The following is a 25,149-nucleotide window of genomic DNA, read 5'->3' as shown; positions in this document are numbered from 1 at the left end:
GATGCGCCATTTTCTCATCGTCCCGGCGCTCGCCCTAACCCTGTCCGGCTGCGCGTCGATCGGCGGTGGCGGGACGGGCTTCGGCTCGAGCTATTCGCTCGTCCGCCCCAGCCCGCGCGCGGTCGGCGACGGCACGATGATCGTCTTCCCGCGCGAGAATTGGAACCGCCAGCGACAGGTCATCTTCGACAACATCCGCCAGGTCGAGGACTGGACCCAGAATGGCCCGGTGCTCGACAGCCTGTCCTTCATTTCGGGACTGAAGGATGGCAAGTCGATCGTCCGCCAGTCGCGCAAGGCCGATCAACAGGTGCCGCGCTTCCGCTCGTCGATGACTGCGCCGGAGGTCGCCGCGATGCTCGAAACTTTTTATAGAACTCGCGCAGGAACGGTCGACTTCAGGACGATTGCTCTCGCCCCGCGTCCTTTCCTCGGCCAGCCCGGCTTCCAGCTCGATTTCGACCATCTCGATGGTGACGAATTGTGGCGGCGCGGGCGGGCGGTTGGCGCGGTCGTCAACGGTCGCCTCTACCTCGTCCTGTTTGACGCCGCCCGCGCGCATTATTTTGCCGCCGCGCTTCCGGAGTTTGAAAATGTGGCGTCGACGGCGAGGCTAAGGGCTTAAACCGGGTCGGGGCTCTCGGGCACTTCGGGCTCACCTGGCAGGACCGGCACTTCGGGCAATATGGGTTCGCCCTCGGGTTCCTCGGGCAGGATCGGCGCGCTCGCCATAAGGCGACCGGTCATCAAGCAACCGGTCCCGTCGGCATCGACGGGGGCTCCGCCCCGGGTGATGACGGCGCAGGCGTGTCGATATTCGGCGTCGGCGAGGGCACTTCGGACGGGGGCACGGTCGGGGGCGGGGCAGGGCTGGTTGACGGCGGACCGTCGGGCTGGCCGGGCAATGTATCGGGCATGATCATCTCCTTGTTCACCCTCAACCACTGGCACGCCCGGGCGGTTGCGTCGGATCGGCCCCTTTCCCTTGCCCTTCACCGCATCCTTGCTATAGCCCGCGCCCTTGAGCGTCCGCGCGGGCGTGGCGGAATGGTAGACGCAGCGGCTTTAGGTGCCGCCATCGCAAGATGTGGGGGTTCGAGTCCCTTCGCCCGCACCAACGCCAAGTCCGCTTGGGCGACCCCGATTTTACGAGACAGGACGAGACTGTGACCATGAAGACCGTCGAAACGTTGAACGAAGGCCTCAAGCGGGGCTTCATGCTGACCATTCCCGCCCAGGACATCGAGGCCCGGGTCGACGGCGAAGTGAAGCGCATGGCGCCGCAGGTCAAAATGCCCGGCTTCCGCCCCGGCAAGGTCCCCGCCAACCTTATCCGCAAGATGCATGGTGAGGCGCTTGCCGCCGATGCGCTCAACACCGCGGTCCAGGCCGGTGTCCAGACGCTGCTGGCCGAAAAAAACATTCGGCCGGCGATGCAGCCCGAAGTCGAACTCGACGAAGGCTATGCCCCAGGCAAGGACGCCGAAGTGCGCGTCAGCCTGGAAACGCTCCCCGAAATTCCCGAGGCCAAGATTACGGGCATCAAGCTCGAGCGCCTTACCGCCGAGCCTGACGATGCCGCGCTCGACGTCCAGCTGACCCAGCTGTTCTCGTCGCAAAAGTCGTTCGTGGCGGCGCCCAAGAGCCATGCCGCGGCGATCGGTGACCAGGTCGTGATCGACTATATCGGCACCACTGCCGATGGCGTCGCGTTCGAAGGCGGAACCGGCGAAGCAATGGCGCTCGAGCTTGGATCCGGCCAGCTCATTCCGGGGTTCGAGGACGGCTTGGTCGGCGCCAAGGCGGGCGACGAGCGCGACGTATCGGTCACCTTCCCCAAGGATTATCCGGCCGCCAATCTCAAGGGCAAGCCGGCCAATTTCGCCTGCACCGTGACCGAAGTGAAGGTCCAGGGGCAGGGCGAGATCGATGACGCCTTCGCCAAGAACCTTGGCCTTGAAAGCCTCGACCAGCTCAAGGGCCTGCTGCGCGACCAGCAACAGCAGGAGCTTAACGGCCTGACGCGCACCCACATGAAGCGCAAGCTGCTCGACCAGCTGGCCAGCAGCCATGACTTTGACGTTCCCCCGTCGATGGTCGACGCCGAATATCAGAACATCATGGCCCAGCTTCGTCACGAAGCCGAACATGAGGACGATCAGGCCGCCGCGCTTGCCGAAATTGAGTCCGAAGCCGACGACTATCGCAACATCGCCGTGCGTCGAGTCCGTCTTGGCCTCCTCCTGTCCGAAATCGGCGCCAAGAACGGCGTCGAGGTCAGCCAGCAGGAAATGAACCGCTTGATCGGGCAGGCCGCCGCGCAATATCAGCCCAAGGATCGCGAGCGGTTCATCCAATATGTCCAGCAGGACCCGATGGCCGCCGCCCAGCTTCGTGCCCCGCTCTATGAGGACAAGGTCGTCGACTATTTGTTCGAGCAGGCCGAAATCAGCGATCGCAAGGTTGCCCGCGCGGAGATCGAAGCCGATCTCGAGAGTGAAGAAGGCCATGTCCACGGGCCCGACTGCGGACATGACCACGTCGCCCCCCCGGCAAAGTCAGCGAAGAAGGCTACGAAGGCCCAACCAAGCAAGGCAAAGCCTGTCAAGACGGTAGCGGAGCCTGCTCCCGCTGCCGAAGCCAAGGTCGCCAAGGTCGCCAAACCCAAACCGGCGAAGGACGACGCTCCGGTCGCCGTCGAGGCTGCCGCCAAGCCGGCCAAGAAACCCGCCGCCAAGAAGCCTGCGGCCAAGAAGGCCTGAGGCCGCCAGACCGACAGGGGGCACGGGACGAGATGGCTAGCCAACCGCGGATTGCCGTACTCCTGCCTTGTTATAACGAGGAGGCGGCGATCGAGCGGACGGTTGCCGGCTTCCGCGCCGCACTGCCCGACGCCACCATCTATGTTTTCGACAATAACAGCAGCGACCGGACGATCGAACGGGCCCTCGCCGCTGGCGCGGTTGTCCGGATCGAGAAGCAGCAAGGCAAGGGCAATGTCGTGCGGCGGATGTTCGCCGACGTCGATGCCGATGTGTACCTGATGGCCGACGGCGACTTGACCTATGATCCGGCCGCCGCCGCGGCGATGGTCGCAATGCTCCTTGCCGACCAGCTCGACATGGTTGTCGGCACTCGCAAGCATGAAGCGGCCGAAGCTTATCGGGGCGGTCATGTCCTTGGAAACAGGATTTTCACAGGTCTGCTTGCTGGACTGTTCGGACGAAGTTTCACTGATATATTTTCGGGTTACCGAGCCTTCTCACGACGCTTTGTGAAGAGCTTCCCGGTCCTTTCGGTCGGTTTCGAAATCGAGACCGAGATGAGCGTTCACGCGCTCGAACTGCGCATGCCGATCGGCGAAATTGAAACCGTCTATGCCGCCCGCCCCGAGGGCTCGACCTCCAAACTATCGACCTATCGCGATGGCTGGCGGATCCTCAAGACGATCGTCACCCTCTATCGAATCGAGCGGCCAGTGCTGTTCTTCGGCTCGATCGGGCTTGGCCTGCTGCTAGTCGGCGTCATTCTCGCCATCCCGCTCATCTCGACCTATCTCGCGACCGGGCTTGTCCCGCGCTTGCCTACGGCGATCCTGATCACCGGGCTCGGCATTGTTGCGACCTTGTGCCTGTTCGCCGGGCTGATCCTCGATACGGTCACCCGCGGCCGCCGCGAAATCCGCCGCCTCGCCTATCTCGCCCACCGCGCGCCGGGTAATGGATAGCCCCGCTTGAACCTGCCCGGCTTTGCCCCGATGTAAGGCATGAGCTTCACACCAAGGATCATTCATGGACCATCAGGATATCGTCGCCGGCCTCGTTCCGATCGTCATCGAACAGTCGAACCGCGGCGAGCGCAGCTTCGACATTTTCTCCCGCTTGCTGCGCGAGCGGATCATCTTTGTTACTGGCGTAGTCGAGGACGGTATGGCCTCGCTCATCACCGCCCAGCTACTGTTCCTGGAATCGGAAAATCCGAAGAAGGACGTGTTCATGTACATCAATTCGCCCGGTGGCGTCGTCACGGCGGGCCTCGCGATCCATGACACGATGCAATATATTCGCCCCAAGGTCGGCACGGTGTGCATCGGCCAGGCCGCGTCGATGGGCAGCTTCCTTTTGGCAGCGGGTGAACCGGGCATGCGCGTGGCGCTGACCAACAGCCGGATCATGGTTCACCAGCCTTCGGGCGGGGCGCAGGGCATGGCCTCGGATATTGAGATCCAAGCACGCGAAATATTGCGTATGCGCCATCGCCTCAACACGCTGTACGCCAAATATACCGGTCAGCCGCTCGAGGCGATCGAGATTGCAATGGACCGCGACAAGTTCCTCGAAGCCGACGAGGCCAAGGAATTCGGGATCATCGACCAGGTGTTCGACAAGCGTCCCGACGCCGTCGAGGGCGAGTCGACCGGCGCTTCGCAGATCACGCCAGCCTAGTCTTCAACCTCGAACCGGACCGCCAGGCTGCGTTCTTCTCCCTGGTCGAGAAGCACCAGCCCGGCGGCTACCCATTCCTCCTGGGGCAGGTTGAGCGCGGCATTGGCGTTCTCGACCGGTTCGGCAACGAACAGCCCGCCCGTTGCAGGGGCGTAGAGCTGGAAGCGCGGCGCTGCGGCGGTTAGCCGGACCTTCGCGCCCTTGCCCCAATCGACTAGCGCATCGCCGCTCCATCCTTCAAAGCCGTGGTCGAGGCCACGCCCGCACACCGGGCCGTTCGACGGCAGATATTTGCCGCTCGCCGGGACGCGATTGGTCGGCAGCACGTCGGCGTCGATCAGCCACACATCGGTCACCCCGGTCGTCAGTCGAGTCGTGCCATCGCATGGAAAATAGGGATGCTGGGCCAGTCCGCACGGCATTCGCTCGGGCGAACGATTGCGGCAGCTGAGCGTCACCGTCAGCCCGCTTTCATCAAGCATGAACAGCTGCCGCGCTTCGTAATGCCACGGCCATTCTCCGGGCTCGTGAACGAATGAGAGGGTCGCGCTCGCCGCATCGGACTGCTCGACCTGCCACGGTGCGCGCCATCCCTGGCCGTGGAGCGGGCTCTTGTCCCCGGGCAGATTGGGCGCCAGCGTAACCGTCCGTCCGTCGCAGACGAACGTTCCGCCGCGCACCCGATTGGAAAAGGGAACGAGCGGAAAACTGGCCATTTCCCCGGCGTCGCTGGCTTGGCGCGGGGCAGGGCGGAGCAGCTCCTGCGCTCCCTTACGGAACCGCGCGATACTCCCGCCGATGTCGGGCGCAAGGTCCAGCACCAGATCGCCCGCGGTCAGTGTCAGCCAACTTGTCATGTTCGTTTTGCCTCCAGATAATATCTGCGCAGATGGGAAATTCAGCCGTCGTCGAGCAATTCCAGCCCCTTGCCCCGTGGCGCGCCGCTCTCCATATCTGGGACAATTCGCATCATTGGCGGGACCTGTTAAGGCTTCACGAGTTTGAATGTGCGAAAAAGCGGGCTAGCATGGGCTGGCTCCCGGGCCTCGACGGCTCGCTGCGAAGGATGATTATGACGAAGCTTTCAGGCGGCGGCGACAGCAAGAGCACACTTTATTGCTCATTCTGCGGCAAGTCGCAGCACGAGGTGAGGAAGCTCATCGCCGGCCCGACCGTGTTCATTTGCGATGAATGCGTCGAACTGTGCAACGACATCATCCGCGAAGAGTCGAAGTCGGCGCTGGTCAAGACCCGCGACGGCGTTCCGACTCCGCTCGAAATCTACAAGGTGCTCGACGATTATGTGATCGGCCAGTCCAAGGCCAAGCGCGTTCTCTCGGTCGCTGTCCACAATCATTACAAGCGCTTGAATCATGGTGCCAAGCACGGCACCGAGGTCGAGCTGGCCAAATCGAATATCCTGCTCGTCGGCCCGACCGGCTGCGGCAAGACGTTGCTCGCCCAGACCCTGGCGCGGATCCTCGACGTGCCGTTCACCATGGCGGATGCGACAACACTGACCGAGGCCGGCTATGTCGGCGAGGATGTCGAGAACATCATCCTCAAATTGCTTCAGGCGTCCGATTATAACGTCGAAAAGGCCCAGCGCGGGATCGTCTATATCGACGAGATCGACAAGATCAGTCGCAAGTCGGATAATCCCTCGATCACCCGCGACGTGTCGGGCGAAGGCGTCCAGCAGGCGCTGCTCAAGCTGATGGAGGGCACCACCGCCTCGGTCCCGCCGCAGGGCGGGCGCAAGCATCCGCAGCAAGAGTTTCTTCAGGTCGACACGACCAACATCCTGTTCATCTGCGGCGGCGCGTTTGCCGGGCTCGACAAGATCATCGGCGACCGCCTGCAGGGCAAGTCGATCGGCTTTGGCGCGCATGTTGCCGCGCCGGAGGATCGCCGCACCGGCGAAGTGCTCAAAAGCTGCGAGCCCGAGGATCTGCTGAAATTCGGGCTCATTCCCGAGTTCGTCGGGCGCCTGCCGGTGATCGCCACGCTGGAGGATCTCGACGAGGAAGCCCTCGTCAAGATATTGGTCGAACCCAAGAATGCGTTGGTGAAGCAATATCAGAAGCTGTTCGACATGGAGGAGGTCGAACTTGCCTTCACCGAAGAGGCATTGTCGGCGGTCGCCAAGAAGGCGATCGATCGCCGCACCGGTGCGCGCGGGTTGCGCTCGATCATCGAGGGCATCCTGCTCGACACGATGTTCGACTTGCCCTCGATGGAAGGCGTCGACGAGGTTCATGTCGACAAGGACGTCGTTGCCGGGTTGAAAGACCCGGTCCGTGTCTATTCGGGCAAGGAAAAGGCGCAGGCGGGAGACGCCGCCTGACAGGGCCATGACAGATAGTGGCGCGGCGTTGCGTTGGCGCCGTCGCCATCCCATATGTCGATCATGAGTCAAACACTTCCAATCCTGCCACTGCGCGACATTGTCGTGTTTCCCCACCGCATCGTGCCGCTGTTCGTCGGCCGCGAAAAATCGGTCGCCGCGCTCGAAGCGGCGATGGGCAGCGACAAGGAACTCTTCCTCGTCGCCCAGCTCGACCCGGCCGAGGATGATCCCGACCGCGACCAGCTCTACGACCTTGGCGTCGTTGCTACCGCGATGCAGTTGCTCAAGCTTCCCGACGGAACCGTTCGCGTGCTGGTGGAGGGCGTCCGCCGAGCTCGCCTGCTCTCGCTGGGGATCTCGCCCGAAGGTCACCAGGTGGCCGAGATTGAGGATGTTGCCGACCTCGATGCCGAAGGGCCCGAGGCGCAGGCGCTGATGCGTTCGGTGATCGACCAGTTCGACAATTATGCCAAGCTAAACAAGCGGCTTCCGGCCGAAACCTCGATGCAACTCGGCGAGATTGAGGACCCCTCGGCGTTGGCCGACGCAGTTGCCTCAAACCTGTCGATCAAGGTCGCCGACAAGCAGGCGCTTCTCGGCGAGCTTCACCCTTCGCGCCGCCTCGAAATGGTGTTCGCCTTCATGGAGGGCGAGCTTGGCGTGCTTCAGGTCGAGAAGAAGATCCGCAGCCGGGTCAAGCGCCAGATGGAGAAGACCCAGCGCGAATATTATCTTAACGAACAGCTGAAGGCGATTCAGCGCGAGCTTGGCAATGAAGGCGAGGAAGGCGCTGACGAACTCGCCGAACTCGCCCAGAAGATCCGCAAGACCAGGCTGTCGAAAGAAGCCCGGACCAAGGCCAATGCCGAGCTCAAAAAGCTAAAGGGCATGGCGCCGATGTCGGCCGAGGCGACCGTTGCGCGCAACTATCTCGACGTGCTGCTCGGCCTGCCGTGGGGCAAGAAGTCGAAGCTGAAGCGCGACATCGCCGAAGCGCAGGCAATCCTCGACGAGGATCATTATGGCCTTGAGAAGGTCAAGGACCGGATCGTCGAATATCTGGCCGTCCAAGCGCGCACCAACCGCCTAAAAGGCCCAATCCTGTGCCTCGTGGGCCCGCCCGGAGTCGGGAAGACCAGCCTCGGCCGCTCGATCGCGCGCGCCACGGGCCGCGAATTCGTTCGCCAGTCATTGGGCGGCGTCCGCGACGAGGCCGAGATTCGCGGTCATCGCCGCACCTACATCGGCTCGCTGCCGGGCAAGATCATGTCGAACCTCAAAAAGGCCGGTACTTCCAACCCGCTGTTCCTGCTCGACGAGATTGACAAGCTCGGCCAGGATTTCCGTGGCGATCCGGCGTCGGCGTTGCTCGAGGTCCTGGACCCCGAACAAAATGCCAAATTCCAGGACCATTATCTCGAGCTGGATTACGACTTGAGCGACATCATGTTCGTGACCACGGCGAACTCGCTCGACATGCCCCAGGCGCTGCTTGACCGGATGGAGATCATCCGCTTGGAAGGCTATACCGAGGACGAAAAAGTCGAGATCGCGCGTCGCCATCTTATCCCCAAACAAATTGAGGCGCACGGCCTGACCGAAGGCGAGCTGACCTTCGACGACAGCGGGCTCCGCTCGATCCTGCGCCACTACACCCGCGAAGCCGGAGTCCGCACGCTCGAGCGTGAACTCGCCAAGGTCGCGCGCAAATCGCTTCGCCAGATTCTCGAGAAAAAGGTCGAAAGCGTCACGCTGACCGACCAGAATATCGGCGAGTATCTTGGCGTCACCCGCTACCGCTACGGCGTTGGCGAAGAAGAGGACCAGGTCGGCGCGGTCACCGGGCTTGCCTGGACCGAAGTGGGCGGCGAATTGCTGACGATCGAGGCGGTCACCGTCCCCGGGAAGGGGCTTATCAAAACCACCGGCAAGCTTGGCGATGTGATGCAGGAATCGATTGCCACGGCGATGAGCTTCGTCAAGGCGCGTTCCCCCTCTTATGGCGTCAAGCCGTCCATCTTCGCGCGCAAAGACATTCACGTCCATCTGCCCGAAGGCGCGGTCCCCAAGGACGGGCCCTCGGCTGGTATCGGCATGGTCACGGCGATGATCTCCACTCTCACCGGCATTCCCGTCCGGCGTGATATCGCCATGACTGGCGAAGTCACACTTCGCGGTCGGGTCCTCCCGATCGGTGGGCTCAAGGAGAAATTGCTGGCGGCCCTTCGCGGCGGAATCACCACCGTGCTCATCCCGGCGGAGAATGAAAAGGATCTCGCCGACATCCCTGCCTCGGTGAAGGATGCGCTGACGATCGTCCCCGTGGCCCATGTCGACGAAGTGCTTGCGCGCGCCATGGCGACCCCTCTCGTGCCGATCGAGTGGACCGAGGCCGACGAGCATGCAGTCGAGGCGCTGGGAACGCACGGCGCGGGGCCGGGAGCAACGGTTCGCCACTAAGCGACGCCGTCCCACCACAGAACGGGCCGCGCGAAGCCTTTGACACGGCCTCCCGCCTCGTCTTAACACGCGTCAATAGTCAGCCGTTATGCGGGCCGGTAGGAGCGTTGAACCTATGAACAAGCAGGAACTCATCAGCCAGGTTGCAGATCGGGCCGGGCTCAACCGTAACGATGCCAGTCGGGCGATCGAGACGATGCTCGAACTGGTCACCGCCACATTAAAGCGCGGCGACGAGGTTCGCCTCGTCGGCTTCGGCAATTTCTCGGTTACCCGGCGCAAGGCATCGATCGGGCGCAACCCGCGCACCGGCGAACCGATGCAGATCGACTCGAGCGCCCAGCCCAAGTTCCGTCCGGGCAAGATCCTCAAGGACGCGGTGCGCTAATAGGCAGATGAGCGGGTCAGGCTGGACAGGTCTTTCCCCCTCGCCTAGGCGGTGCTCCGCGGCGAGCATGGGCGCGTAGCTCAGTGGTAGAGCACACCCTTCACACGGGTGGGGTCGCAGGTTCAATCCCTGCCGCGCCCACCATGCTTGAAGCTATTATTTGGTAGAAAACCTGTGCCGTTTTTCGCAGCGAACAAACCTTACCGCAGATAATCTGCGTGGAAGCTCGCGACGCGCTGCATCTCGGCCCAGTCCTGGAAGAAGATTTCACGGCCCTTGCGCTTGATCAGGCCCTGCCGCTCGAGGTCGGCGAACACCCTGTTGACGTTGACCGAGGTCTGCCCGGTAATGTCGGCAATCTGTTGCTGGGTGAAAGGATTGTGCAGCGCATGCTTCGCCACATCGACATGGCTGCGCGTTACGGTCTCGCACAGCAGATGCGCAACCCGCGCGGTCGAATCGCGGCGTCCGCAATTGACCAGCCATTCGTAACCGATCGCCGAATGGCGCTCCATCAACTTCATGAAAAACCGCGAATAGTCGGCGTCAGTATCGACCACCGCTTCGAAATCCTCGCGCTTGCCGATCAACACTTCACTGCGCACGATCGCCTGCACCCCATAATCGGCAGTGCCCTCGCGCGGCAGGATGCCGTCACCGGTAAAGCGAAGCGCGACAATTTGTCGCCGACCGGCGCCATCCGACTTATATTTGCTGAGCAATCCCGACCGCACGAACATCACTTCGTCGCGTGCGACTCCGGGCTCGCGGAAGGGGCGGCGCGGCTCAACCGTAAGCGCGCGCTGAGGCATCGATTCGAAGCGTTTGGCGAGGGCGGGCTTCAGCCCGGCGGCGACCAATGTTTGGGCTAGATCGACCCCCGGATTACGGTTGATCGACGGTGTGGCTCTCGTAGCCATAAATATTTCCTCTGCCCCCGGGCACATGTGGGCCGCAACAAGCAATAAGACAAGGCATTGCTCCAAATGAAGCCGAGGGAATTACGGTAGGCAATTGCACGCGGGCGCGCGCTTGCCTTCCGCGCCCCTCACGCATAAGGACCGCGCGCGCCCTACCGGCGTATCGTGGCGATCGTAGCTCAGTTGGTTAGAGCATCGGTTTGTGGTACCGAGGGTCGCGGGTTCAAGCCCCGTCGATCGCCCCATTTCTCTCCGCCAACCGCTTGGTAAGTCAGGGCGTATTTCCACGATGCAGACCCCATGGGGCTTCCCCGATTTCGACGCCCACGAAGCGCTTCACTTCGTCCATGACGCGGCGACCGGGCTGCGCGCGATTATCGCCGTCCATTCGACCCATCTGGGCCCCGCTGCGGGCGGAACGCGTTTCTGGCATTATGCAGACGACGCCGATGCACTGACCGACGCGCTTCGACTATCTCGGGGTATGAGCTTCAAGAACGCCATGGCCGGGCTTCCGCTCGGTGGCGGCAAGGCGGTCATCCTGGCACCCGCCGACCGGTCGAAGACCCCCGCTCTACTCGCCGCCTTCGGGCTCGCAATTGACCAGCTCGGTGGGCAATATGTCACGGCGGAAGACGTCGGCATGAGCGTCTCCGACATGATCGAGATCGCACGCAAGACCCGCTTCGTCGCCGGGCTCCCTGTTGCTGGGGGTGCAGTCGGCGGCGATCCCGGGCCGCACACCTCGTTGGGCGTGTTCCTCGGCATCAAGGCTGCGGTCAAACACGCGCTGGGCAAAGACAGTGTCGCCGGGCTGCGCATTGCGCTCCAGGGCGCCGGAAGCGTTGCCAGCGGGGTCGCGATGCACGCCGCTGCCGAAGGCGCGACCCTGATCATCGCCGACGTCGACGGACCCCGCGCCCAAGCTCTCGCCACGCAAGTCTCGGGCAGCGTCGTCGATCCTGCCGCTATCCTCTCGACCCCCGCCGATGTTGTCAGCCCATGTGCGCTCGGCGCCATCCTGACCGAACAGAGCATTGCCGCGCTCAAGACGCCGATTGTTGCTGGGGGCGCCAACAACCAGCTTGCTACTCATGCCGACGGCGAACGGATCCACGCCCGCGGCATCCTCTACGCCCCCGACTATGTCATCAACGCCGGCGGAATCATCAACGTCTCGACCGAATATGTCCGAGATGGCGATGCCAGCCTGGTCCGCCAGCGGATCGAAGCGATCCCTGCGCGGCTAGAACAGATTTGGGCGGACAGTGCGTCGTCGAACCGCAACCCGGCCGAGGTTGCCGATGCCATGGCGATGGCGCTTATTGGCCGTTAGGCGGGGCCGTTTTGGCTGAGAAGCGGGCATTAATTGCTATTTCGACCCGTCTTGCCTATACCAGCCGGGCTACCAGTTGCCTGATCGGGTCTGGCTCTACGAGTCCTCTTCCTCTTCTCCGCCGCTTCTAGCCGGCGGGCGACTTGCGCCTGCCGCATGGGAAAAGGAAACCCGTCATGATCTCAGGTACCGTCAAATTCTTTAACACCGACAAGGGCTTCGGCTTCATCAAGCCGGACGATGGCTCGAACGATGCGTTCGTCCACATCAGCGCGGTGCAGGCTGCTGGCATGCAGACGCTCAACACCGATCAGCGCCTGTCGTACGAGCTGGAGCCCGATCGTCGCGGCCGCGTCAGCGCCGTGAACCTTCAGTCGGCTTAACGACTAACCGGCCCCCTCCCTCGCGGAGGGGGCCGATCTTTTCCGCCGTACCGCATCCCGAAGAGGAGACCTCCCCTGTCCAGCCAAACCCTCTTCTTCACCGAGCGCCGCGATGCCGAAGTGCGCCTCGCCGAGCAAGCCGGTCTCGCCAATGTGCGCGAAAACCATCTACGCGCCGCTGCGGCGTGGGATGTCCTTGCCGCCCGTGCCGTCCGCGGCGACCGGCTGCGCGAAGAGGAACAGCGCCGCAAGGCCGAAAGTGGACTTACGGCCTGATCGCCTTCGCCAATTCCCTTGTGCGCCATTAGTCGCTAATCGGCGGCGCAGATGCACGCCCTCGCTAATCCCGCCCGCTTCCTGCGCTTCGCCCGACCGGCGAGCCTGTGGACAGTCGCGCTCGGCCTTGTCCTTACCCTTGTCGGTGTCCTTGGCGGACTGTTCGTCACTCCTCCCGACTATCTCCAGGGCGAGACCGTCCGAATACTCTACATTCACGTGCCCGCGGCGTGGCTCGGCATGGCTGGCTGGAGTGGAATTGCCGCAGCCAGCTTCAGCCAGCTCGTCTGGCGCCACCCGCTCGCCACGCTTGCCGGCCGCGCCATCGCTCCCGCCGGGGCAACCTTCGCCGCCGCTTGCCTCGCAACCGGATCGATCTGGGGCCGCCCGACCTGGGGAAGCTGGTGGGAGTGGGACGGTCGCCTGACCTCGATGCTTGTCCTGTTCTTCCTCTACCTCGGCTATATCGCGCTCGCCGCAGCCGAAAAGGAGCGCGGCGGGGAGGGGCGCATGGCCGCTATCTTCGGGCTCGCCGGAGCGATCAACCTGCCGATTATTCACTATAGCGTGCTATGGTGGCGCACGCTCCACCAGGGCCAGAGCGTCAGCATCGGCGGCGGATCGCACATTGCCCCGTCAATGCTGTGGCCGCTGCCGCTGACCCTGTCCGGCTTTACCTTGCTGTTCACCGCCGCCATCCTCATGCGGATGCGCGCCGAGCTTGCCGAACAGAAGGTTGAAGCGCGCCTGCGCCGGAGTAGGTCGTGACCGAGTGGCACTATGTCGCCGTCGCCTATGTCGTGATGCTGCTCGCCACCGCCGGTCTGCTGGCATGGGCCTGTACGACGATGCACCGCGCCGAGGCCGCCGCCGATACCCTCAAACACCGCGACTGACATCAGCGTGAAACCCAAGCACCAGCGCCTCGCGCTCATCCTCCTCGCGCTAGCCGCGCTCATGGCCGCCGCGCTGCTCGCCATGTGGGGCCTTCGCGATCGCGCCTCCTATTTCTACACGCCCAGCGACATCGCCGCAGGCAAAGCCGTCGCCGATCGCAGCGTGCGCCTCGGCGGGATGGTCACCAAAGGCTCGCTCGTCCGCGCGCCCGACGGAGTCACCGTTAGCTTTCTCGTCACCGACGGCCCGGCGACCACCCGTGTGACCTACCGCGGCATCCTCCCCAGCCTGTTCCGCGAGGGCAGCGGGGTCGTCGCCGAGGGGCGCCTGACGGAGACCGCTTTCACCGCCGATACCATCCTCGCCAAGCATGACGAACGCTACATGCCGCCGCAAATGGGTAACCAAGCCGCTGAACATCGCGTTTCAATAACGCTCGCCAAGTGATTGCCGAAACTGGCCTTGTTGCATTGTGGCTGGCGACCGCGCTGGCTCTGCTCCAGCTGCTGCTCGCACTCGGCTACTGGCGCCACAGGATCGGCGGCCCGGCCCCCGCACGCGCCATCGCAACCGCGCAGGGAGCGCTGACCCTCGTCGCCTTCGCCGCGCTTCTCGGCGTTTTCGCTCGCACCGACCTGTCGGTCGCGCTCGTCGCGCAAAACAGTCACAGCGCCAAGCCGATGATGTACAAAATTGCTGGCGCCTGGGGCAATCACGAAGGCTCGATGCTGCTGTGGGTGACCGTCCTCGGTCTCGCTGGTGCCGCCCTCGCACTGCTCGAACGCCGCCTTGACGCGGCGATGACCGTCGCCACCCTCGCCGCGCAGGCCGCACTCGCGCTCGGCTTCTTCGCCTTCCTCCTGCTCGCGTCGAACCCCTTTGCCCGGCTCAACCCGGCTGCCGTCGAAGGGCAGGGGCTCAACCCCTTGCTCCAGGACCCCGGTCTCGCCTTCCACCCGCCAACCCTCTACCTCGGCTATGTCGGTCTGTCGGTCGCCTTCAGCCTCGCGGTCGCCGCCTTGCTCACCCGCCAAGTCGGCCCGCTCCTCGCCCGCGCCATGCGCCCGTGGGTGCTCGGCGCGTGGATCTTTCTCACGCTCGGCATCACCGCGGGAAGCTACTGGGCTTATTATGAGCTTGGCTGGGGCGGCTGGTGGTTCTGGGACCCGGTTGAAAACGCCAGTCTCATGCCATGGCTCGCCGCCACCGCCTTGCTCCACAGCCTCAATGTCCTCGCCGCGCGTGGCGGGCTTCGTGCGTGGACGATGATGCTCGCGGTGGTCGCCTTCAGCATGTCGATGCTCGGCACCTTCCTCGTCCGCTCGGGGGTCCTCACCTCGGTCCACGCCTTCGCCGTCGACCCGACCCGCGGTGCCTTCATCCTGATGCTGCTGGTCCTCTACATCGGCGCAGCATTGGCCTTATTCGCGGCCCGCATCGGCACCGTCCGCGAAGGCGCCCGCTTTGGCCTGTGGAGCCGCGAGGGCGGGCTCGTTGCCAATAATCTCCTACTCTCGGTGATTCTCGGCATCGTCTTCGTCGGCACGCTCTACCCACTGTTGGCCGAGGCGATGACCGGCGAGAAGCTCTCGGTCGGCCCGCCTTACTTCAACGCCACTGCCGGCCCGCTCGCGCTCGGCCTCGTCGCGCTCCTGCTGTTCGCGCCACTCCTCCGCTGGCGGCATGACGTCAGGCCAAAGCTTTCGCGCATTGTCCCCGGCGCGCTCGCCGCGCTTTCGGCGCTTGCGCTGACCCTGCTCGCCCCGTCGATGACCCTGCTCCCCCGCATTGCCCTCGCGCTCGCCGGCGGGCTCGCCATCGCCAGCCTTCTGCCGCTCGCCCGCCGCAAGCCATGGCGAACCCCGCTCGCCACCTGGGGAATGGCGATCGCCCATTTCGGAGTTGCCGTCAGCCTAGCCGGAATGGCAATCGACAGCAGTTTCACGATCGAAAAACTCGCTGCCACGGCCGAAGGCGACACCCTCGCTGTCGGCCCGTGGAGCGTCACCTTCGCATCGCTCGATCCGATCGCCGGTCCCAATTGGACCGCGCTTCAAGCTCGCCTCGACGCCTCGCGCGGCGACACTCGCCTCATACTCACCCCGCAGGCGCGAACCTTCTCGGACCCCCCGACCCAGACCAACGAAACGGCCATCGCCACCCTGTGGGACGGCCAGCTCTACACCGTGCTCGGCAACCAGAATGACGATGGCCGCTGGCAATTGCGCTTGTGGTGGAAGCCGTTCGTCACGCTGATCTGGCTTGGCGGCGCGCTGATCGCGCTCGGCGGGCTACTCGCCTTGCTTGGCCGCCTCTGGCGAAGCTGGCGCCAACGGAGCGCGGGGACATGAAAAATTTCATTCGCTTTCTCCCCATCGCGCTATTCCTCGCGCTGGTCGGCGCACTCGTCTGGCGGCTCGTTGAGCCCGGCGACACCCTCATCCGCTCGCGGCAGATCGACCAGCCCGTGCCGAGCTTCGGCCTCCCGGCGGCCGTTCCCGGCAAGCCCGGCCTTTCGTCGCGCGACCTCGCTACCGGCAAGCCCCACCTGCTCAACCTGTTCGCCAGTTGGTGCGTGCCGTGTATCACCGAACTTCCCCTGCTCGACCAGCTTGCCAGAGAAGGCACCCCCGTCGTCGGCATCGGCATTCGCGACCGGCCCGAAGCCGCCGCAGCCTTCCTCGCCGATCATGGCGACCCGTTCGCAGCAATCGGCGCTGATCCAGATAGCGCGATGCAGATGGCACTCGGCTCGTCGGGAGTCCCCGAAACTTTCGTCGTCGACGGTCGCGGCATCATCCGCGCCCAGTTCATCGGCGGGATCACCGCCAAGCAGCTTCCTCAGGTTCGCGCTGCGCTGGCGAAGGCGGCGAAATGAAGCGTCTTCTAGGCTTCGCCCTGATCTTCGCGACCCCTGCGCTGGGTGACACCGACCTCGCCCAGCCGCGATGGGCCAATGAACAACTCCCCGACGCTCGCCAGGAGGCGCAGGCGCAGGCGCTGATGGAAACGTTGCGCTGTCTTGTCTGCCAGGGTCAATCGATCGCCGACAGCGACGCCGATCTCGCCGGCTCGATGCGCGCAATGGTCCGCACCCGTATCGCGGCGGGGGAGAAGCCCTCGGCAATTCGCGACTGGCTCATCGCCCGCTATGGCAATTGGGTCAGCTTCGCGCCCCCCGTCCAGCCGCTGACCTGGCCACTGTGGGCCGCGCCGATTGTCCTGCTGCTGGCCGGGCTGTGGCTTGCCCGGGCGCGCTTTGCCGGGCGCAGCAAGAGATGAACGGCTGGATCATCGTTGGCCTCGCCGCCGCTGCCACGCTCGGCCTGCTGTTCTTGCTGAAACTGCGCGGTCCGTTGCTGACCCTAGCCGCCGCTGCGCTGCTGTTCGGCGCGGCGGGCTATGCGCTCGAGGGTCGACCAGAATTGCCCGGAATTGCGCGGAGCCCGGCCGATTCCGCGCCGCCGCTGCCGCTATCGAGTGCGCGCCACGCTTTTTTCGGTGCCTTCACCCCCGCCGAACGCTGGCTGGTCCTTGCCGACGCCTATGCCCGCAGCGGCGATACGCAGGGCGCGGCGCAGATTCTCCAGACCGCCGTTCGCATCTATCCGCGCGATCCCGAACTATGGACCGGCTATGCTAATGCTCTCGTCGACCACGGCCACACGCTGACCCCGGCGGCGCGGCTCGCCTTCGGCCGTGCGTCCGCCTTGTCGCCCGATGCGCCCGGCCCGCGCTTCTTCCTCGGGCTTGCCCTGCTCCGCTCGGGCGACCGGGCAGGGGCCGTCACCCAGTGGCGCAACCTCCTCACCACTGCTCCGGCCGATGCGAGCTGGCGGCCGATGGTCGAGGGTGGGATCGCCCTTGCCGGCGAACCGACCGCTCCAAGCCGCTGAGCGCTTCCCCCGTCCGATTGCGAGCAGCAACGCACAGTGCTAGGCGCGCGCAGCCATGATCAATCCCGAGACCAGTGACGATATCTCGCACGGCCATGCGCAAGGCTCGCTGGCGAAGCTTTCGGTCGGCGCGATCGGCATCGTGTTCGGCGACATCGGCACCTCGCCCATTTACGCCTTCCGCGAGACCTTCGCCGGCCATCACAAGCTCGTTCCCGATTCACTTCATGTTTATGGGGTCTTGAGCCTGATCTTCTGGTCGATGATGATCATTGTCAGCCTTAAATATGTCACCATCATCATGAAGGCTGACAACCGCGGGGAGGGCGGCAGCCTCGCCTTGCTGGCACTGATTAACCGGTCGACCACCGATAGCCGCAAATGGGCCAAGGGGATCATCCTGCTAGGGGTGTTCGCCACCGCACTTTTCTATGGCGATAGCATGATCACGCCGGCGATCTCCGTTCTGTCGGCGGTCGAGGGACTGACCACTGTTCAGCCAGGGTTCCAGCCCTTTGTCGTCCCGACCGCAATGGCCATCCTGGTCGGTCTGTTCCTGATCCAGTCGCGCGGTACGGCCAAGGTCGGGCTGCTGTTCGGTCCGATCATGCTCGTCTATTTCGTGACGCTGGCGGTGCTCGGCGGGATCCACATCGTCGATCACCCGGCGGTTATGATCGAGGCACTCAACCCGCTCAACGCCTTTCGCTTCTTCGCCGAAGCACCGGTCCGCGCGTTCATTGCGCTGGGTTCGGTCGTGCTGGCCGTTACCGGCGCCGAAGCGCTCTATTCCGACATGGGACATTTCGGGCGCAATCCGATCCGTGTGTCGTGGCTCTATTTCGTGCTACCCGCACTGACGCTCAATTACATGGGGCAGGGGGCAATGTTGCTCTCGCTGCCTCCGGCGCAGGCCGTTGCGACGGTGCAGAACCCGTTCTTCTTCCTCGCCCCCGACATGCTTCGATTACCGCTCGTCCTGTTGGCGACCGCGGCCACGATCATCGCCAGTCAGGCGGTCATCTCGGGCGCCTTCTCGGTCACCCAGCAGGCGATTCAACTGGGCTTCATCCCGCGCCTGAAGATCACCCACACCAGCGAGACCGCCGCCGGGCAAATCTATATCCCAGCGATCAACTGGGCGCTGATGGTGATGGTCCTGCTGCTGGTGGTCAACTTCCGCACCTCGTCAAACCTTGCCGCCGCTTATGGCATTGCGGTGACCGGGGCCATGTTCATCGATACGTTGCTGATCGCGGTGGTCCTGTTCACCTTGTGGAAGTGGAACCGGCTGCTTGCAGGCGGGCTGGTGGCGCTATTCCTGGTGGTCGACGTCGCCTATTTCGGCGCGAACCTGTTGAAGGTTCCGGTCGGCGGCTGGTTCCCGCTGCTGGTTGGCGCGATCGCCTTCACCATGCTCACCACCTGGGCGCGCGGGCGAAAGCTGATGATCCTCCGGCTGGAGGAGGAGTCGCTGCCGATCGGGGTGTTCATTAAGTCGGCCAGCGGAAGCACCACGCGGGTTCCCGGAACAGCGGTTTTCATGACCAGTTCCGCCGTCGGCGTACCTCATGCATTGCTCCACAACATCAAGCACAACAAGGTGCTCCACGAGCGGATCCTGCTTCTGACGGTGCGGATCGAAGACGTGCCTTATGTCATTGGGGAAAAGCGGATGACGACCGAGGATCTGGGGCAGGGCTTTTATCGAGTAATGCTGCGCTACGGCTTTATGGAGGACATCGACGTCCCGTTGGCGCTCGAATCGATGGAAGGGTGCGGGCCGCGCTACAAGGCGATGGACACCAGCTTCTTCCTTGCCCGCCAGACGCTGATTTCGTCGAAGCGTCCGGGAATGGCAGTGTGGCGAGAAAAGTTGTTTTCATGGATGCTTCGTAATGCCGAAAGCGCGATGGAATTCTTCAAGCTTCCCGCCAACCGCGTGGTCGAGCTGGGCAGCCAGGTCGAAATCTGACCGCGCGCATTCCTTCATTTCGCCTGACATTTCGCATACGCAACTTCCGCCGCTTTCCGGGAATTAAGACTAGATGACCGACCAATCTGCGGCGACTGCAGGGGCCGCGCCCGACGACTATAGCGATCCGCACGGGGGTCATGCGCAAGGCTCGCTGAGGGGTCTTGCGCTGGGTGCGGCGGGAGTTGTGTTCGGGGATATCGGTACCAGCCCGCTTTATGCGATGAAAGAAGTGTTCGTCGGGCATCACCCGCTCAAGGTTGATCAGCTGCACATTTTCGGAACCGTCTGCTTGATGTTCTGGTCGCTGATGTTCATCGTCACGATCAAATATGTCTGGCTAATCTTGCGCGCCGACAACAAGGGCGAGGGCGGGTCGCTGGCGCTGCTCGCGCTGATCCAGCGGTCGATTGGTGGCGGGCGGTGGGGCACCAGCCTCGTTATGCTCGGGATTGCCGCGACCGCCTTGTTCTTCGGCGACGCGATGATCACCCCTGCGGTGTCGGTACTGTCGGCGGTCGAGGGGCTGGAGACGGTCAACGAAGGCTTCACTCGCTTTGTCATCCCGATTTCGATCGTTATCCTGATCGGGCTGTTCTTCATCCAGTCGCGCGGGACCGATGCTGTCGGCAAACTGTTCGGGCCGATCATGGTGTTCTATTTCGGCGTGATTGCCGTGCTCGGCGGGATCCAGATCTGGGCTCATCCGGGTGTTATCGCCGGGCTCAACCCGCTCTGGGCGGCACGGTTTGTTGCCAATGATCCGGGGCTCGCATTCCTCGCGCTCGGTTCGGTCGTGCTCTGCGTCACGGGGGCGGAGGCGCTTTATGCCGACATGGGCCACTTCGGCCGCCGTCCGATTACGCTGGCGTGGTTGTGGATGGTGTTCCCGGCGCTGGTCATCAACTATCTGGGGCAGGGCGCGCTTTTGCTTCACAACCCCGGAGCGGCCGAGAATCCATTCTACTATATGGCGCCGGACTCGCTGCGCCTGCCGCTGGTGTTCCTTGCCACCGCCGCCACGATTATCGCCAGCCAGGCGGTGATTACCGGCGCTTTCTCGGTCGTCCAGCAGGCGATCCAGCTCGGGCTGATGCCGCGTCTTCATATTACCCACACATCTGAACGTGCGGCGGGCCAAATCTATGTGCCGTTCATGAACTGGACGCTGATGGTGCTCGTCATCCTGCTCGTCATTGGATTCCGGCAATCGACCAACCTTGCGGCGGCTTATGGCATTGCCGTCACCGGCACGATGTTCATCACCGCGCTTAATCTGGGCGTGCTGGCGCGCAAGGTGTGGAACTGGCCGATGCCGTTGGTGATCGTGGTGATTGGTGGTTTCATGCTAATCGACGGCGTTTATTTCGCGTCGAACCTGACGAAGTTCTTCGCCGGGGGCTGGTTCCCGCTGCTGATCGGTGTGATCGCCTTCACTCTGCTGACGACCTGGGCCAAGGGGCGTAAGCTGATGATCGAGCGGATGAACGCCGACAGCCTGCCGCTCAAGGTGTTCATAAAGTCGGCCAGCTCGGCGACCCGGGTTCCCAATACGGCGGTGTTCATGACCAGCGCGCGAGACGGCGTGCCGCCGGCCTTGCTCCACAATCTGAAGCACAACATGGTGCTCCACGAGCGCAATATCCTGGTCACCGTACGGATCGAGGACGTGCCCTTCGTCAAGCAGGAGCGCCGCGCCACGACCGAGAATTATGGCAGCGGCTTCCACCGCGTCACGCTGCATTACGGCTTCATGGAGGAAATCAACGTTCCCGACGAGCTCGCCAAGGTCGAGCATTGCGGAACCCAGAATGTCATGAAGACCAGCTTTTTCCTGTCACGCCAGACATTGCTTACGGCAGAGCGGCCGGGAATGGCGATCTGGCGCGAGAAATTGTTCGCGTGGATGCTGCGCAATGCGGAAAGCGCGATGGAATTCTTCAAGCTGCCGACCAACCGCGTCGTCGAGCTTGGCAGCCAGGTCGAGATCTGATCGCCGCAACGCTTTTGCGCGCGGGCGGTTAGGTGGTGATGGAAGACATCGCCACCTGGATCGCTCCGATCGCGACCACCATCGCCGCACTGATGACTGCGTCCAACCTCGGTAGCCGAGTGACTGGTTGGGGGTTTGTGGTGTTTACGGTCGGCTCGCTCGCATGGCTGGCTCTGGGCGTCATGACCGGCCAGTCGAACTTGCTGTGGCAGAACATCATCCTGACCGCGCTCAACCTGTTCGGCATCTGGCGCTGGCTTGGGCGGCAGGCCAAGCTGGAGGAAGGCGGAGCCAAGGCGCAGGCCCATAGCAAGACCGCGCCAGGCGAAATGCTCTTCCCGGTGTCGCTGCTGACCAAGGCTAAGCTCAAGGCTGCCGATGGCGTCGAAATTGGGGCCTGTGTCGATGCAATGGCGGGCGGCGAGCTGGGGATGCTCCATTATGTCGTCGTGACGAGTGGCGGAGTCGGCGGCGTTGGTGAAACCGTGCGGCGGCTCGAATGGAAGGATGCCAAAGTCGAAGGAGAGAGCGTGTCGACGAACCTCGATCGCCACGCTTTCGAGGCACTGGAACAACTGGCCAAAGACGACTGGCGATGAGCGGGGCGCTGATTGTGACTGCGGATTTTGCAGCGGTCGACTTTGCGTTTTTTGACGGCGATCGCCGCGCCCATTTTCCGCCCGAGCGCAATATATTAGCGGCGCACCTGACCATGTTTCACGCGCTGCCGCCATCCGTCGAGCCGGAGCTTCGTCGCCGGTTGGCCGCTGTGGCCGACCGTCCGGCGCCAAGAGCGATGCTGGCAGGGCTGCGTAGCCTGGGCTCAGGCGTGGCCTACACGATCGAGTCGGCGGAACTGGATGATCTTCGAAGCGACATTGCCGAAGCCTTCGAGACGTGTCTCACGGCACAGGACGCGCAGGGCTGGCGCGCGCATGTCACCATTCAGAACAAGGTGTCGTCAGGCGTGGCGCGCGACCTGCTGATCGCCAAACAGCGCCATTTCGTGCCCCGGCCGGTCGGGATCGCGGGGCTGGCGCTTCATCGTTACATGGACGGGCCGTGGAACACGCTCCAACGCTGGCCCTTTCGTGGCACCTAGCTGAGGTCGCCGACCCCGTCGCAGCTCAGTTCGAATGCCGCCATGCCCGCTTCGAGTACCGAGGCGAGCATCGGCATGTCCATCAGCTCGGCGATCGCGCCCTGGCCTTCCTCCGTGGCTGCTTCCATCGCTTCGTCCCAGTCGCTTGCATCATAAGTACCAAGACCGACCCAGCAGAAAGCCAGCACTTCGGCTAGCTGGTCCTCGGCAAGGTCCTCGAATTGGCTCTTGAGCTCTTCCTCAACGCTGTCATTGACCGAATCATCGAGCACCGACAGCGCTTCGCCATCTTCGCCATCAATGTTCTCGGCCGCTTCGCCGCCATCATAATCGGTCGCGGTCTGCGCCTCATATTCACGTCCGCGAAGAACGATCCGGCACAGTGTTTCGAGCGGCGTCAGCGGTTCCATTGGTCAATCTCCGATTTCCACTCCTAACGACGCGCAACGGTGGCGGTTCCTCAGCCATTTGTCGCGGCCAAAGCCAATCGGCGCGTGGCGCGTTGACCGGTGCTGGTGTGCGACCTATAGGCACGCCGCGCCCGCATAGTTTCGCGCGGCAGCCCCAAGGGGCGGAGTAGCTCAGCTGGTTAGAGCAGCGGAATCATAATCCGCGTGTCGGGGGTTCAAGTCCCTCCTCCGCTACCATTGCCATCCCCAACCGATCCGCGACGGAGGCCAGCGCAAGCATTTGCCGGTGACCCGTCCCCTAGCCCGGTCGCCTGCACGGTGCAGGTGATCGGAAAGCAAAGGTAACGCGAGCCACGGCCAAGGCAATTACGATTGCGCTTGCTTCATGGGGGCAATGACCTGCGCGGCGAAGCGATCCATCTCTTCCTCCTGCGGGCTCATCTGGAGCAGGAGGAGGTCTAGGCCCGCGGCCTGATATTCCTCGATCCGCTCGCGCAGTTGTTCTGGCGTACCGACGAGACCGGGTCGCAAGCCCCTGTTCGAGACCGAATATTCCTGAAGTTTCAATTCGCGCTCAAGCTTGGTCCCCGAAAGCCACTGGTCGAAATTTGCAAATCCTTTTGGAGGCTCTGGCGGCAAGCGGGTAATCCGCTCAAGCTCGCGTCGGGCTTCGGCCTCGCTGTCACGGACGATGGCGAAAGCTGCCATGCCAAAAATCATCTGGGTTCGCCCGAGGTGCTCGCGGCGCGCTGCCAAGTCGGCGATCTTGTCCGCGATCGCTTCGACAGGGTCACCGTGCATGACATAAGCGTCGCACTGCCGTGCGATCATCGTCTTGGCGGTGTCGCTTTCACCCCCGGCATAAATCGTCGGACGCTTGACGGGCTTGGGCGAGCACACGGCATTGTCGAGGCTGTAATAGTGCCCGGCGAACGACGAGCGCTCCTTCGACCACAACATGTCGACGACCTCGAGCCATTCGGCGGTCCGCGCGTAGCGGTCGTCATGTTCGTCGAATATCAGTCCATATTGGCGCGCCTCATCGGCCCACCATGACGACACCACGTTGAGCGACAGTCGCCCGCCGGCGATGCGGTCTATGTTGGCAGCGGCCTTGGCGAACAACGCCGGCTGGTGAAAATTGGGACGCACCGCGACCATCAGCTCGATTGTCGACGTGACTGCCGCCAGCGCGGCTGCAGTCGACCAGGCGTCGAGGGCCGGGGCCTCAACCCCCTTGATGTCGTTGAGGTTGAGCTCGGCGATCAGGGATAGATCCCAGCCGGTTTCTTCGCTGCGCTGAGTCAGACGCCTGGCATAGTCCCAGCTGGCCTCGGGCTCGTCGCTCACGTTGCGAAGCCAGCCGCCGAACACGGGCATCCAATAACCGAACCTCATGCGGATTCCTCAATGCGTGCCATTATCCAGTCGACCAGCCGCTCGTGCGGATCCCAGCCCAGCACTTCGAGCGGTTTGGCGACGAAGTTCGACAGTGCGTTTACGTCATAAAATCGGGAAATACCGTCACGGTCGTCCACAACCAACTCCACCCCGCCGATGTCGAGGCCGACGGCCTGCGCGATCTGCTCGGCAGCGGCGATGACGTCGGGCGCGGGAGTGACGCTGGTCATGGCGATTGCCTTGCGGCCGGGCGCCGAAACGCAGGCGTCAGCGGGACAAAGGTCGAAGTTGTCGCCGCTGCTTTCGACCTCGATCGCGTAGAGAAACCGCCCGCCCATCGTCTCGATGCGCGTGATGACGCCCCCCCGAGGCGGCACATAGTCCTGCAGGAGCAACACCTTGTCGATCGAGGTTGGGATACTGTCATCATCAATCGACCGGATCATTTCATCCGTCGATGAATAGCGCACGATGCCCGCCCCCGAGCCCCCGATGTTTGCCTTCACCAACAGCGGGAAGTCCATCACTTGCGCCGCAGCAACCAGGTCGCGTGCCCGATGAACGACTCGCGTTTTCGGGATCGCATGGCCAAGCGCCGCAATCAGCGAAAGTTGTCGCGCCTTCGAGGAGTCGAGCGCCAGCGCCTCGGGCCCATTCAGCACGACGGCTCCCATTCGCCGCCACTGGTCAAGCAGGGCGGCCGTATAGAAGATCGGATGCTCGGGCTCGCGCAGGAAACCCGATTGGGCGACGCGGTTGAAAATTAGCGGGGCAGGAGGCGGACTGGTAAAGTCGAAGCAATGATCGGTGAGGGATATGGGGACATAGTCGACACCGCGCCGATCGAGCGCCTGAAACAGCGGTTGGAACCACAGCGGATGTTCATAGAGGATTGCAAGTGACGCCATTGCGCTGGC

The 25,149-nt window shown here is 63.4% G+C and carries 28 protein-coding genes and 4 tRNA genes; 25 read left to right on the top strand and 7 right to left on the bottom strand.

The features are described 5' to 3' along the window. Position 1: 1 nt before the first annotated feature. On the top strand, positions 2–625 hold the full coding sequence (locus tag U1700_RS08265; RefSeq protein ID WP_332751821.1) for a hypothetical protein: 624 nt from the start codon (positions 2–4) through the stop codon (positions 623–625). Here U1700_RS08265 and U1700_RS08260 read toward each other — a convergent pair. After that, positions 622–747 carry a hypothetical protein gene (locus U1700_RS08260; RefSeq protein ID WP_332751819.1) on the bottom strand — a complete coding sequence of 42 codons (126 nt, stop codon included), beginning with the start codon at positions 745–747 and terminating at the stop codon, positions 622–624. The two genes, U1700_RS08265 and U1700_RS08260, sit on opposite strands and share 4 nt — an antisense overlap. Then, a complete protein-coding gene (locus U1700_RS08255) occupies positions 747–917 on the bottom strand; it encodes a hypothetical protein (RefSeq protein ID WP_332751817.1) in 171 nt (56 codons plus the stop codon). Before U1700_RS08255 ends, U1700_RS08260 begins: the two co-directional genes overlap by 1 nt. A 116-nt stretch (positions 918–1,033) precedes the next feature. Between U1700_RS08255 and U1700_RS08250 the strand changes: the two genes are divergently transcribed. The 4 genes from U1700_RS08250 (at position 1,034) to U1700_RS08235 (ending at position 4,445) form a co-directional block, all read left to right on the top strand. After that, positions 1,034–1,117 (top strand) — tRNA-Leu (locus tag U1700_RS08250). A 55-nt stretch (positions 1,118–1,172) separates the two neighbouring features. Further along, positions 1,173–2,762 carry a trigger factor gene (gene tig, locus U1700_RS08245; protein WP_332752282.1) on the top strand — a complete coding sequence of 530 codons (1,590 nt, stop codon included), beginning with the start codon at positions 1,173–1,175 and terminating at the stop codon, positions 2,760–2,762. A gap of 32 nt (positions 2,763–2,794) precedes the next feature. Then, entirely contained in the window at positions 2,795–3,727 is a 933-nt protein-coding gene (locus U1700_RS08240; protein WP_332751815.1) for a glycosyltransferase, read from the top strand. Positions 3,728–3,791: 64 nt separating this feature from the next. Further along, positions 3,792–4,445: an ATP-dependent Clp protease proteolytic subunit gene (locus U1700_RS08235; protein ID WP_332751813.1), complete on the top strand. Its 654-nt coding sequence runs from the start codon at positions 3,792–3,794 to the stop codon at positions 4,443–4,445. On the opposite strand, the gene U1700_RS08230 is transcribed toward U1700_RS08235, so the two are convergent. After that, entirely contained in the window at positions 4,442–5,302 is an 861-nt protein-coding gene (locus U1700_RS08230; RefSeq protein WP_332751811.1) for an aldose 1-epimerase, read from the bottom strand. The two genes, U1700_RS08235 and U1700_RS08230, sit on opposite strands and share 4 nt — an antisense overlap. Positions 5,303–5,517: 215 nt before the next feature. Between U1700_RS08230 and clpX the strand changes: the two genes are divergently transcribed. From clpX to U1700_RS08210, 4 genes are all read left to right on the top strand, one after another. Beyond that, a complete protein-coding gene (gene clpX, locus U1700_RS08225) occupies positions 5,518–6,792 on the top strand; it encodes an ATP-dependent Clp protease ATP-binding subunit ClpX (protein WP_332751809.1) in 1,275 nt (424 codons plus the stop codon). Positions 6,793–6,855: 63 nt separating this feature from the next. Then, entirely contained in the window at positions 6,856–9,255 is a 2,400-nt protein-coding gene (gene lon / locus U1700_RS08220; protein WP_332751807.1) for an endopeptidase La, read from the top strand. 115 nt (positions 9,256–9,370) lie between these two features. Beyond that, positions 9,371–9,643 (top strand): HU family DNA-binding protein, encoded by a 273-nt coding sequence (locus U1700_RS08215; RefSeq protein WP_332751804.1) that lies wholly within the window; start codon positions 9,371–9,373, stop codon positions 9,641–9,643. A 69-nt stretch (positions 9,644–9,712) separates the two neighbouring features. Continuing rightward, positions 9,713–9,787, top strand: a tRNA-Val gene (locus U1700_RS08210). Positions 9,788–9,843: 56 nt separating this feature from the next. Here U1700_RS08210 and U1700_RS08205 read toward each other — a convergent pair. Next, on the bottom strand, positions 9,844–10,563 hold the full coding sequence (locus tag U1700_RS08205) for a Crp/Fnr family transcriptional regulator (RefSeq protein ID WP_332751802.1): 720 nt from the start codon (positions 10,561–10,563) through the stop codon (positions 9,844–9,846). Positions 10,564–10,731: 168 nt separating this feature from the next. Here U1700_RS08205 and U1700_RS08200 point away from each other — a divergent pair. From U1700_RS08200 to U1700_RS08130, 15 genes are all read left to right on the top strand, one after another. Further along, positions 10,732–10,808: transfer RNA gene (locus U1700_RS08200), tRNA-His, on the top strand. Between the two features lie 44 nt (positions 10,809–10,852). Then, positions 10,853–11,899: a Leu/Phe/Val dehydrogenase gene (locus U1700_RS08195; RefSeq protein WP_332751800.1), complete on the top strand. Its 1,047-nt coding sequence runs from the start codon at positions 10,853–10,855 to the stop codon at positions 11,897–11,899. A 176-nt stretch (positions 11,900–12,075) separates the two neighbouring features. Next, entirely contained in the window at positions 12,076–12,282 is a 207-nt protein-coding gene (locus U1700_RS08190; RefSeq protein WP_332751798.1) for a cold-shock protein, read from the top strand. A gap of 120 nt (positions 12,283–12,402) precedes the next feature. Then, positions 12,403–12,558, top strand: a complete 156-nt coding sequence (locus tag U1700_RS08185; protein WP_332751796.1) for a hypothetical protein — start codon at positions 12,403–12,405, stop codon at positions 12,556–12,558. Positions 12,559–12,609: 51 nt separating this feature from the next. Further along, positions 12,610–13,326, top strand: a complete 717-nt coding sequence (gene ccmC / locus U1700_RS08180) for a heme ABC transporter permease CcmC (RefSeq protein ID WP_332751794.1) — start codon at positions 12,610–12,612, stop codon at positions 13,324–13,326. Beyond that, positions 13,323–13,454: a hypothetical protein gene (locus U1700_RS08175; protein ID WP_332751792.1), complete on the top strand. Its 132-nt coding sequence runs from the start codon at positions 13,323–13,325 to the stop codon at positions 13,452–13,454. Before ccmC ends, U1700_RS08175 begins: the two co-directional genes overlap by 4 nt. A gap of 7 nt (positions 13,455–13,461) precedes the next feature. Further along, the gene (gene ccmE, locus U1700_RS08170; protein WP_332751789.1) at positions 13,462–13,902 is read left to right on the top strand and encodes a cytochrome c maturation protein CcmE; all 441 of its coding nucleotides are present in this window, start codon (positions 13,462–13,464) and stop codon (positions 13,900–13,902) included. Beyond that, positions 13,899–15,806, top strand: coding sequence for a heme lyase CcmF/NrfE family subunit (locus U1700_RS08165; RefSeq protein WP_332751787.1), 1,908 nt, complete (start codon positions 13,899–13,901; stop codon positions 15,804–15,806). The genes ccmE and U1700_RS08165 overlap by 4 nt, the downstream gene beginning before the upstream one ends. Continuing rightward, a complete protein-coding gene (locus U1700_RS08160; RefSeq protein ID WP_332751785.1) occupies positions 15,803–16,333 on the top strand; it encodes a DsbE family thiol:disulfide interchange protein in 531 nt (176 codons plus the stop codon). Before U1700_RS08165 ends, U1700_RS08160 begins: the two co-directional genes overlap by 4 nt. After that, positions 16,330–16,737, top strand: coding sequence for a cytochrome c-type biogenesis protein (locus U1700_RS08155; protein WP_332751783.1), 408 nt, complete (start codon positions 16,330–16,332; stop codon positions 16,735–16,737). The genes U1700_RS08160 and U1700_RS08155 overlap by 4 nt, the downstream gene beginning before the upstream one ends. After that, a complete protein-coding gene (locus tag U1700_RS08150; RefSeq protein ID WP_332751782.1) occupies positions 16,734–17,351 on the top strand; it encodes a tetratricopeptide repeat protein in 618 nt (205 codons plus the stop codon). The genes U1700_RS08155 and U1700_RS08150 overlap by 4 nt, the downstream gene beginning before the upstream one ends. Positions 17,352–17,406: 55 nt before the next feature. Further along, complete coding sequence (locus U1700_RS08145; RefSeq protein WP_332751780.1) at positions 17,407–19,326, top strand: potassium transporter Kup; 1,920 nt, start codon at positions 17,407–17,409, stop codon at positions 19,324–19,326. A gap of 73 nt (positions 19,327–19,399) precedes the next feature. Further along, positions 19,400–21,319, top strand: a complete 1,920-nt coding sequence (locus U1700_RS08140; RefSeq protein WP_332751778.1) for a potassium transporter Kup — start codon at positions 19,400–19,402, stop codon at positions 21,317–21,319. A gap of 38 nt (positions 21,320–21,357) precedes the next feature. Next, positions 21,358–21,918: a PRC-barrel domain containing protein gene (locus U1700_RS08135; RefSeq protein ID WP_332752280.1), complete on the top strand. Its 561-nt coding sequence runs from the start codon at positions 21,358–21,360 to the stop codon at positions 21,916–21,918. Next, positions 21,915–22,421, top strand: a complete 507-nt coding sequence (locus U1700_RS08130) for a 2'-5' RNA ligase family protein (RefSeq protein ID WP_332751777.1) — start codon at positions 21,915–21,917, stop codon at positions 22,419–22,421. The genes U1700_RS08135 and U1700_RS08130 overlap by 4 nt, the downstream gene beginning before the upstream one ends. Here the strand turns inward: U1700_RS08130 and U1700_RS08125 are convergent. After that, entirely contained in the window at positions 22,418–22,831 is a 414-nt protein-coding gene (locus tag U1700_RS08125) for a DUF3775 domain-containing protein (RefSeq protein ID WP_332751775.1), read from the bottom strand. The two genes, U1700_RS08130 and U1700_RS08125, sit on opposite strands and share 4 nt — an antisense overlap. 160 nt (positions 22,832–22,991) lie before the next feature. On the opposite strand from U1700_RS08125, the gene U1700_RS08120 reads away from it, so the two are divergent. Beyond that, a tRNA-Met gene (locus U1700_RS08120) sits at positions 22,992–23,068 on the top strand. A 129-nt stretch (positions 23,069–23,197) separates the two neighbouring features. On the opposite strand, the gene U1700_RS08115 is transcribed toward U1700_RS08120, so the two are convergent. Both U1700_RS08115 and U1700_RS08110 read right to left on the bottom strand, forming a co-directional pair. Then, entirely contained in the window at positions 23,198–24,229 is a 1,032-nt protein-coding gene (locus tag U1700_RS08115; RefSeq protein WP_332751774.1) for an LLM class flavin-dependent oxidoreductase, read from the bottom strand. Next, a complete protein-coding gene (locus tag U1700_RS08110) occupies positions 24,226–25,140 on the bottom strand; it encodes an ATP-grasp domain-containing protein (protein WP_332751773.1) in 915 nt (304 codons plus the stop codon). Before U1700_RS08110 ends, U1700_RS08115 begins: the two co-directional genes overlap by 4 nt. Between the last annotated feature and the right edge of the window lie 9 nt (positions 25,141–25,149).

Origin of the sequence: Sphingomonas sp. RB1R13 (genome assembly GCF_036663775.1) — a bacterium.
Lineage (GTDB): Bacteria > Pseudomonadota > Alphaproteobacteria > Sphingomonadales > Sphingomonadaceae > Sphingomicrobium.
Note: the sequence above shows the minus strand (reverse complement) of the source record. Positions and strands in the feature narration are given on the sequence as shown.

Bases quoted from the DNA above. Each gene is read 5' to 3' on its own strand.
- U1700_RS08265 (WP_332751821.1), top strand. From the start codon at position 2: ATGCGCCATTTTCTCATCGTCCCGGCGCTCGCCCTAACCCTGTCCGGC.
- U1700_RS08260 (WP_332751819.1), bottom strand. From the start codon at position 747: ATGACCGGTCGCCTTATGGCGAGCGCGCCGATCCTGCCCGAGGAACCC.
- U1700_RS08255 (WP_332751817.1), bottom strand. From the start codon at position 917: ATGCCCGATACATTGCCCGGCCAGCCCGACGGTCCGCCGTCAACCAGC.
- tig (WP_332752282.1), top strand. From the start codon at position 1,173: ATGAAGACCGTCGAAACGTTGAACGAAGGCCTCAAGCGGGGCTTCATG.
- U1700_RS08240 (WP_332751815.1), top strand. From the start codon at position 2,795: ATGGCTAGCCAACCGCGGATTGCCGTACTCCTGCCTTGTTATAACGAG.
- U1700_RS08235 (WP_332751813.1), top strand. From the start codon at position 3,792: ATGGACCATCAGGATATCGTCGCCGGCCTCGTTCCGATCGTCATCGAA.
- U1700_RS08230 (WP_332751811.1), bottom strand. From the start codon at position 5,302: ATGACAAGTTGGCTGACACTGACCGCGGGCGATCTGGTGCTGGACCTT.
- clpX (WP_332751809.1), top strand. From the start codon at position 5,518: ATGACGAAGCTTTCAGGCGGCGGCGACAGCAAGAGCACACTTTATTGC.
- lon (WP_332751807.1), top strand. From the start codon at position 6,856: ATGAGTCAAACACTTCCAATCCTGCCACTGCGCGACATTGTCGTGTTT.
- U1700_RS08215 (WP_332751804.1), top strand. From the start codon at position 9,371: ATGAACAAGCAGGAACTCATCAGCCAGGTTGCAGATCGGGCCGGGCTC.
- U1700_RS08205 (WP_332751802.1), bottom strand. From the start codon at position 10,563: ATGGCTACGAGAGCCACACCGTCGATCAACCGTAATCCGGGGGTCGAT.
- U1700_RS08195 (WP_332751800.1), top strand. From the start codon at position 10,853: ATGCAGACCCCATGGGGCTTCCCCGATTTCGACGCCCACGAAGCGCTT.
- U1700_RS08190 (WP_332751798.1), top strand. From the start codon at position 12,076: ATGATCTCAGGTACCGTCAAATTCTTTAACACCGACAAGGGCTTCGGC.
- ccmC (WP_332751794.1), top strand. From the start codon at position 12,610: ATGCACGCCCTCGCTAATCCCGCCCGCTTCCTGCGCTTCGCCCGACCG.
- U1700_RS08160 (WP_332751785.1), top strand. From the start codon at position 15,803: ATGAAAAATTTCATTCGCTTTCTCCCCATCGCGCTATTCCTCGCGCTG.
- U1700_RS08155 (WP_332751783.1), top strand. From the start codon at position 16,330: ATGAAGCGTCTTCTAGGCTTCGCCCTGATCTTCGCGACCCCTGCGCTG.
- U1700_RS08150 (WP_332751782.1), top strand. From the start codon at position 16,734: ATGAACGGCTGGATCATCGTTGGCCTCGCCGCCGCTGCCACGCTCGGC.
- U1700_RS08145 (WP_332751780.1), top strand. From the start codon at position 17,407: ATGATCAATCCCGAGACCAGTGACGATATCTCGCACGGCCATGCGCAA.
- U1700_RS08140 (WP_332751778.1), top strand. From the start codon at position 19,400: ATGACCGACCAATCTGCGGCGACTGCAGGGGCCGCGCCCGACGACTAT.
- U1700_RS08135 (WP_332752280.1), top strand. From the start codon at position 21,358: ATGGAAGACATCGCCACCTGGATCGCTCCGATCGCGACCACCATCGCC.
- U1700_RS08130 (WP_332751777.1), top strand. From the start codon at position 21,915: ATGAGCGGGGCGCTGATTGTGACTGCGGATTTTGCAGCGGTCGACTTT.
- U1700_RS08125 (WP_332751775.1), bottom strand. From the start codon at position 22,831: ATGGAACCGCTGACGCCGCTCGAAACACTGTGCCGGATCGTTCTTCGC.
- U1700_RS08115 (WP_332751774.1), bottom strand. From the start codon at position 24,229: ATGAGGTTCGGTTATTGGATGCCCGTGTTCGGCGGCTGGCTTCGCAAC.
- U1700_RS08110 (WP_332751773.1), bottom strand. From the start codon at position 25,140: ATGGCGTCACTTGCAATCCTCTATGAACATCCGCTGTGGTTCCAACCG.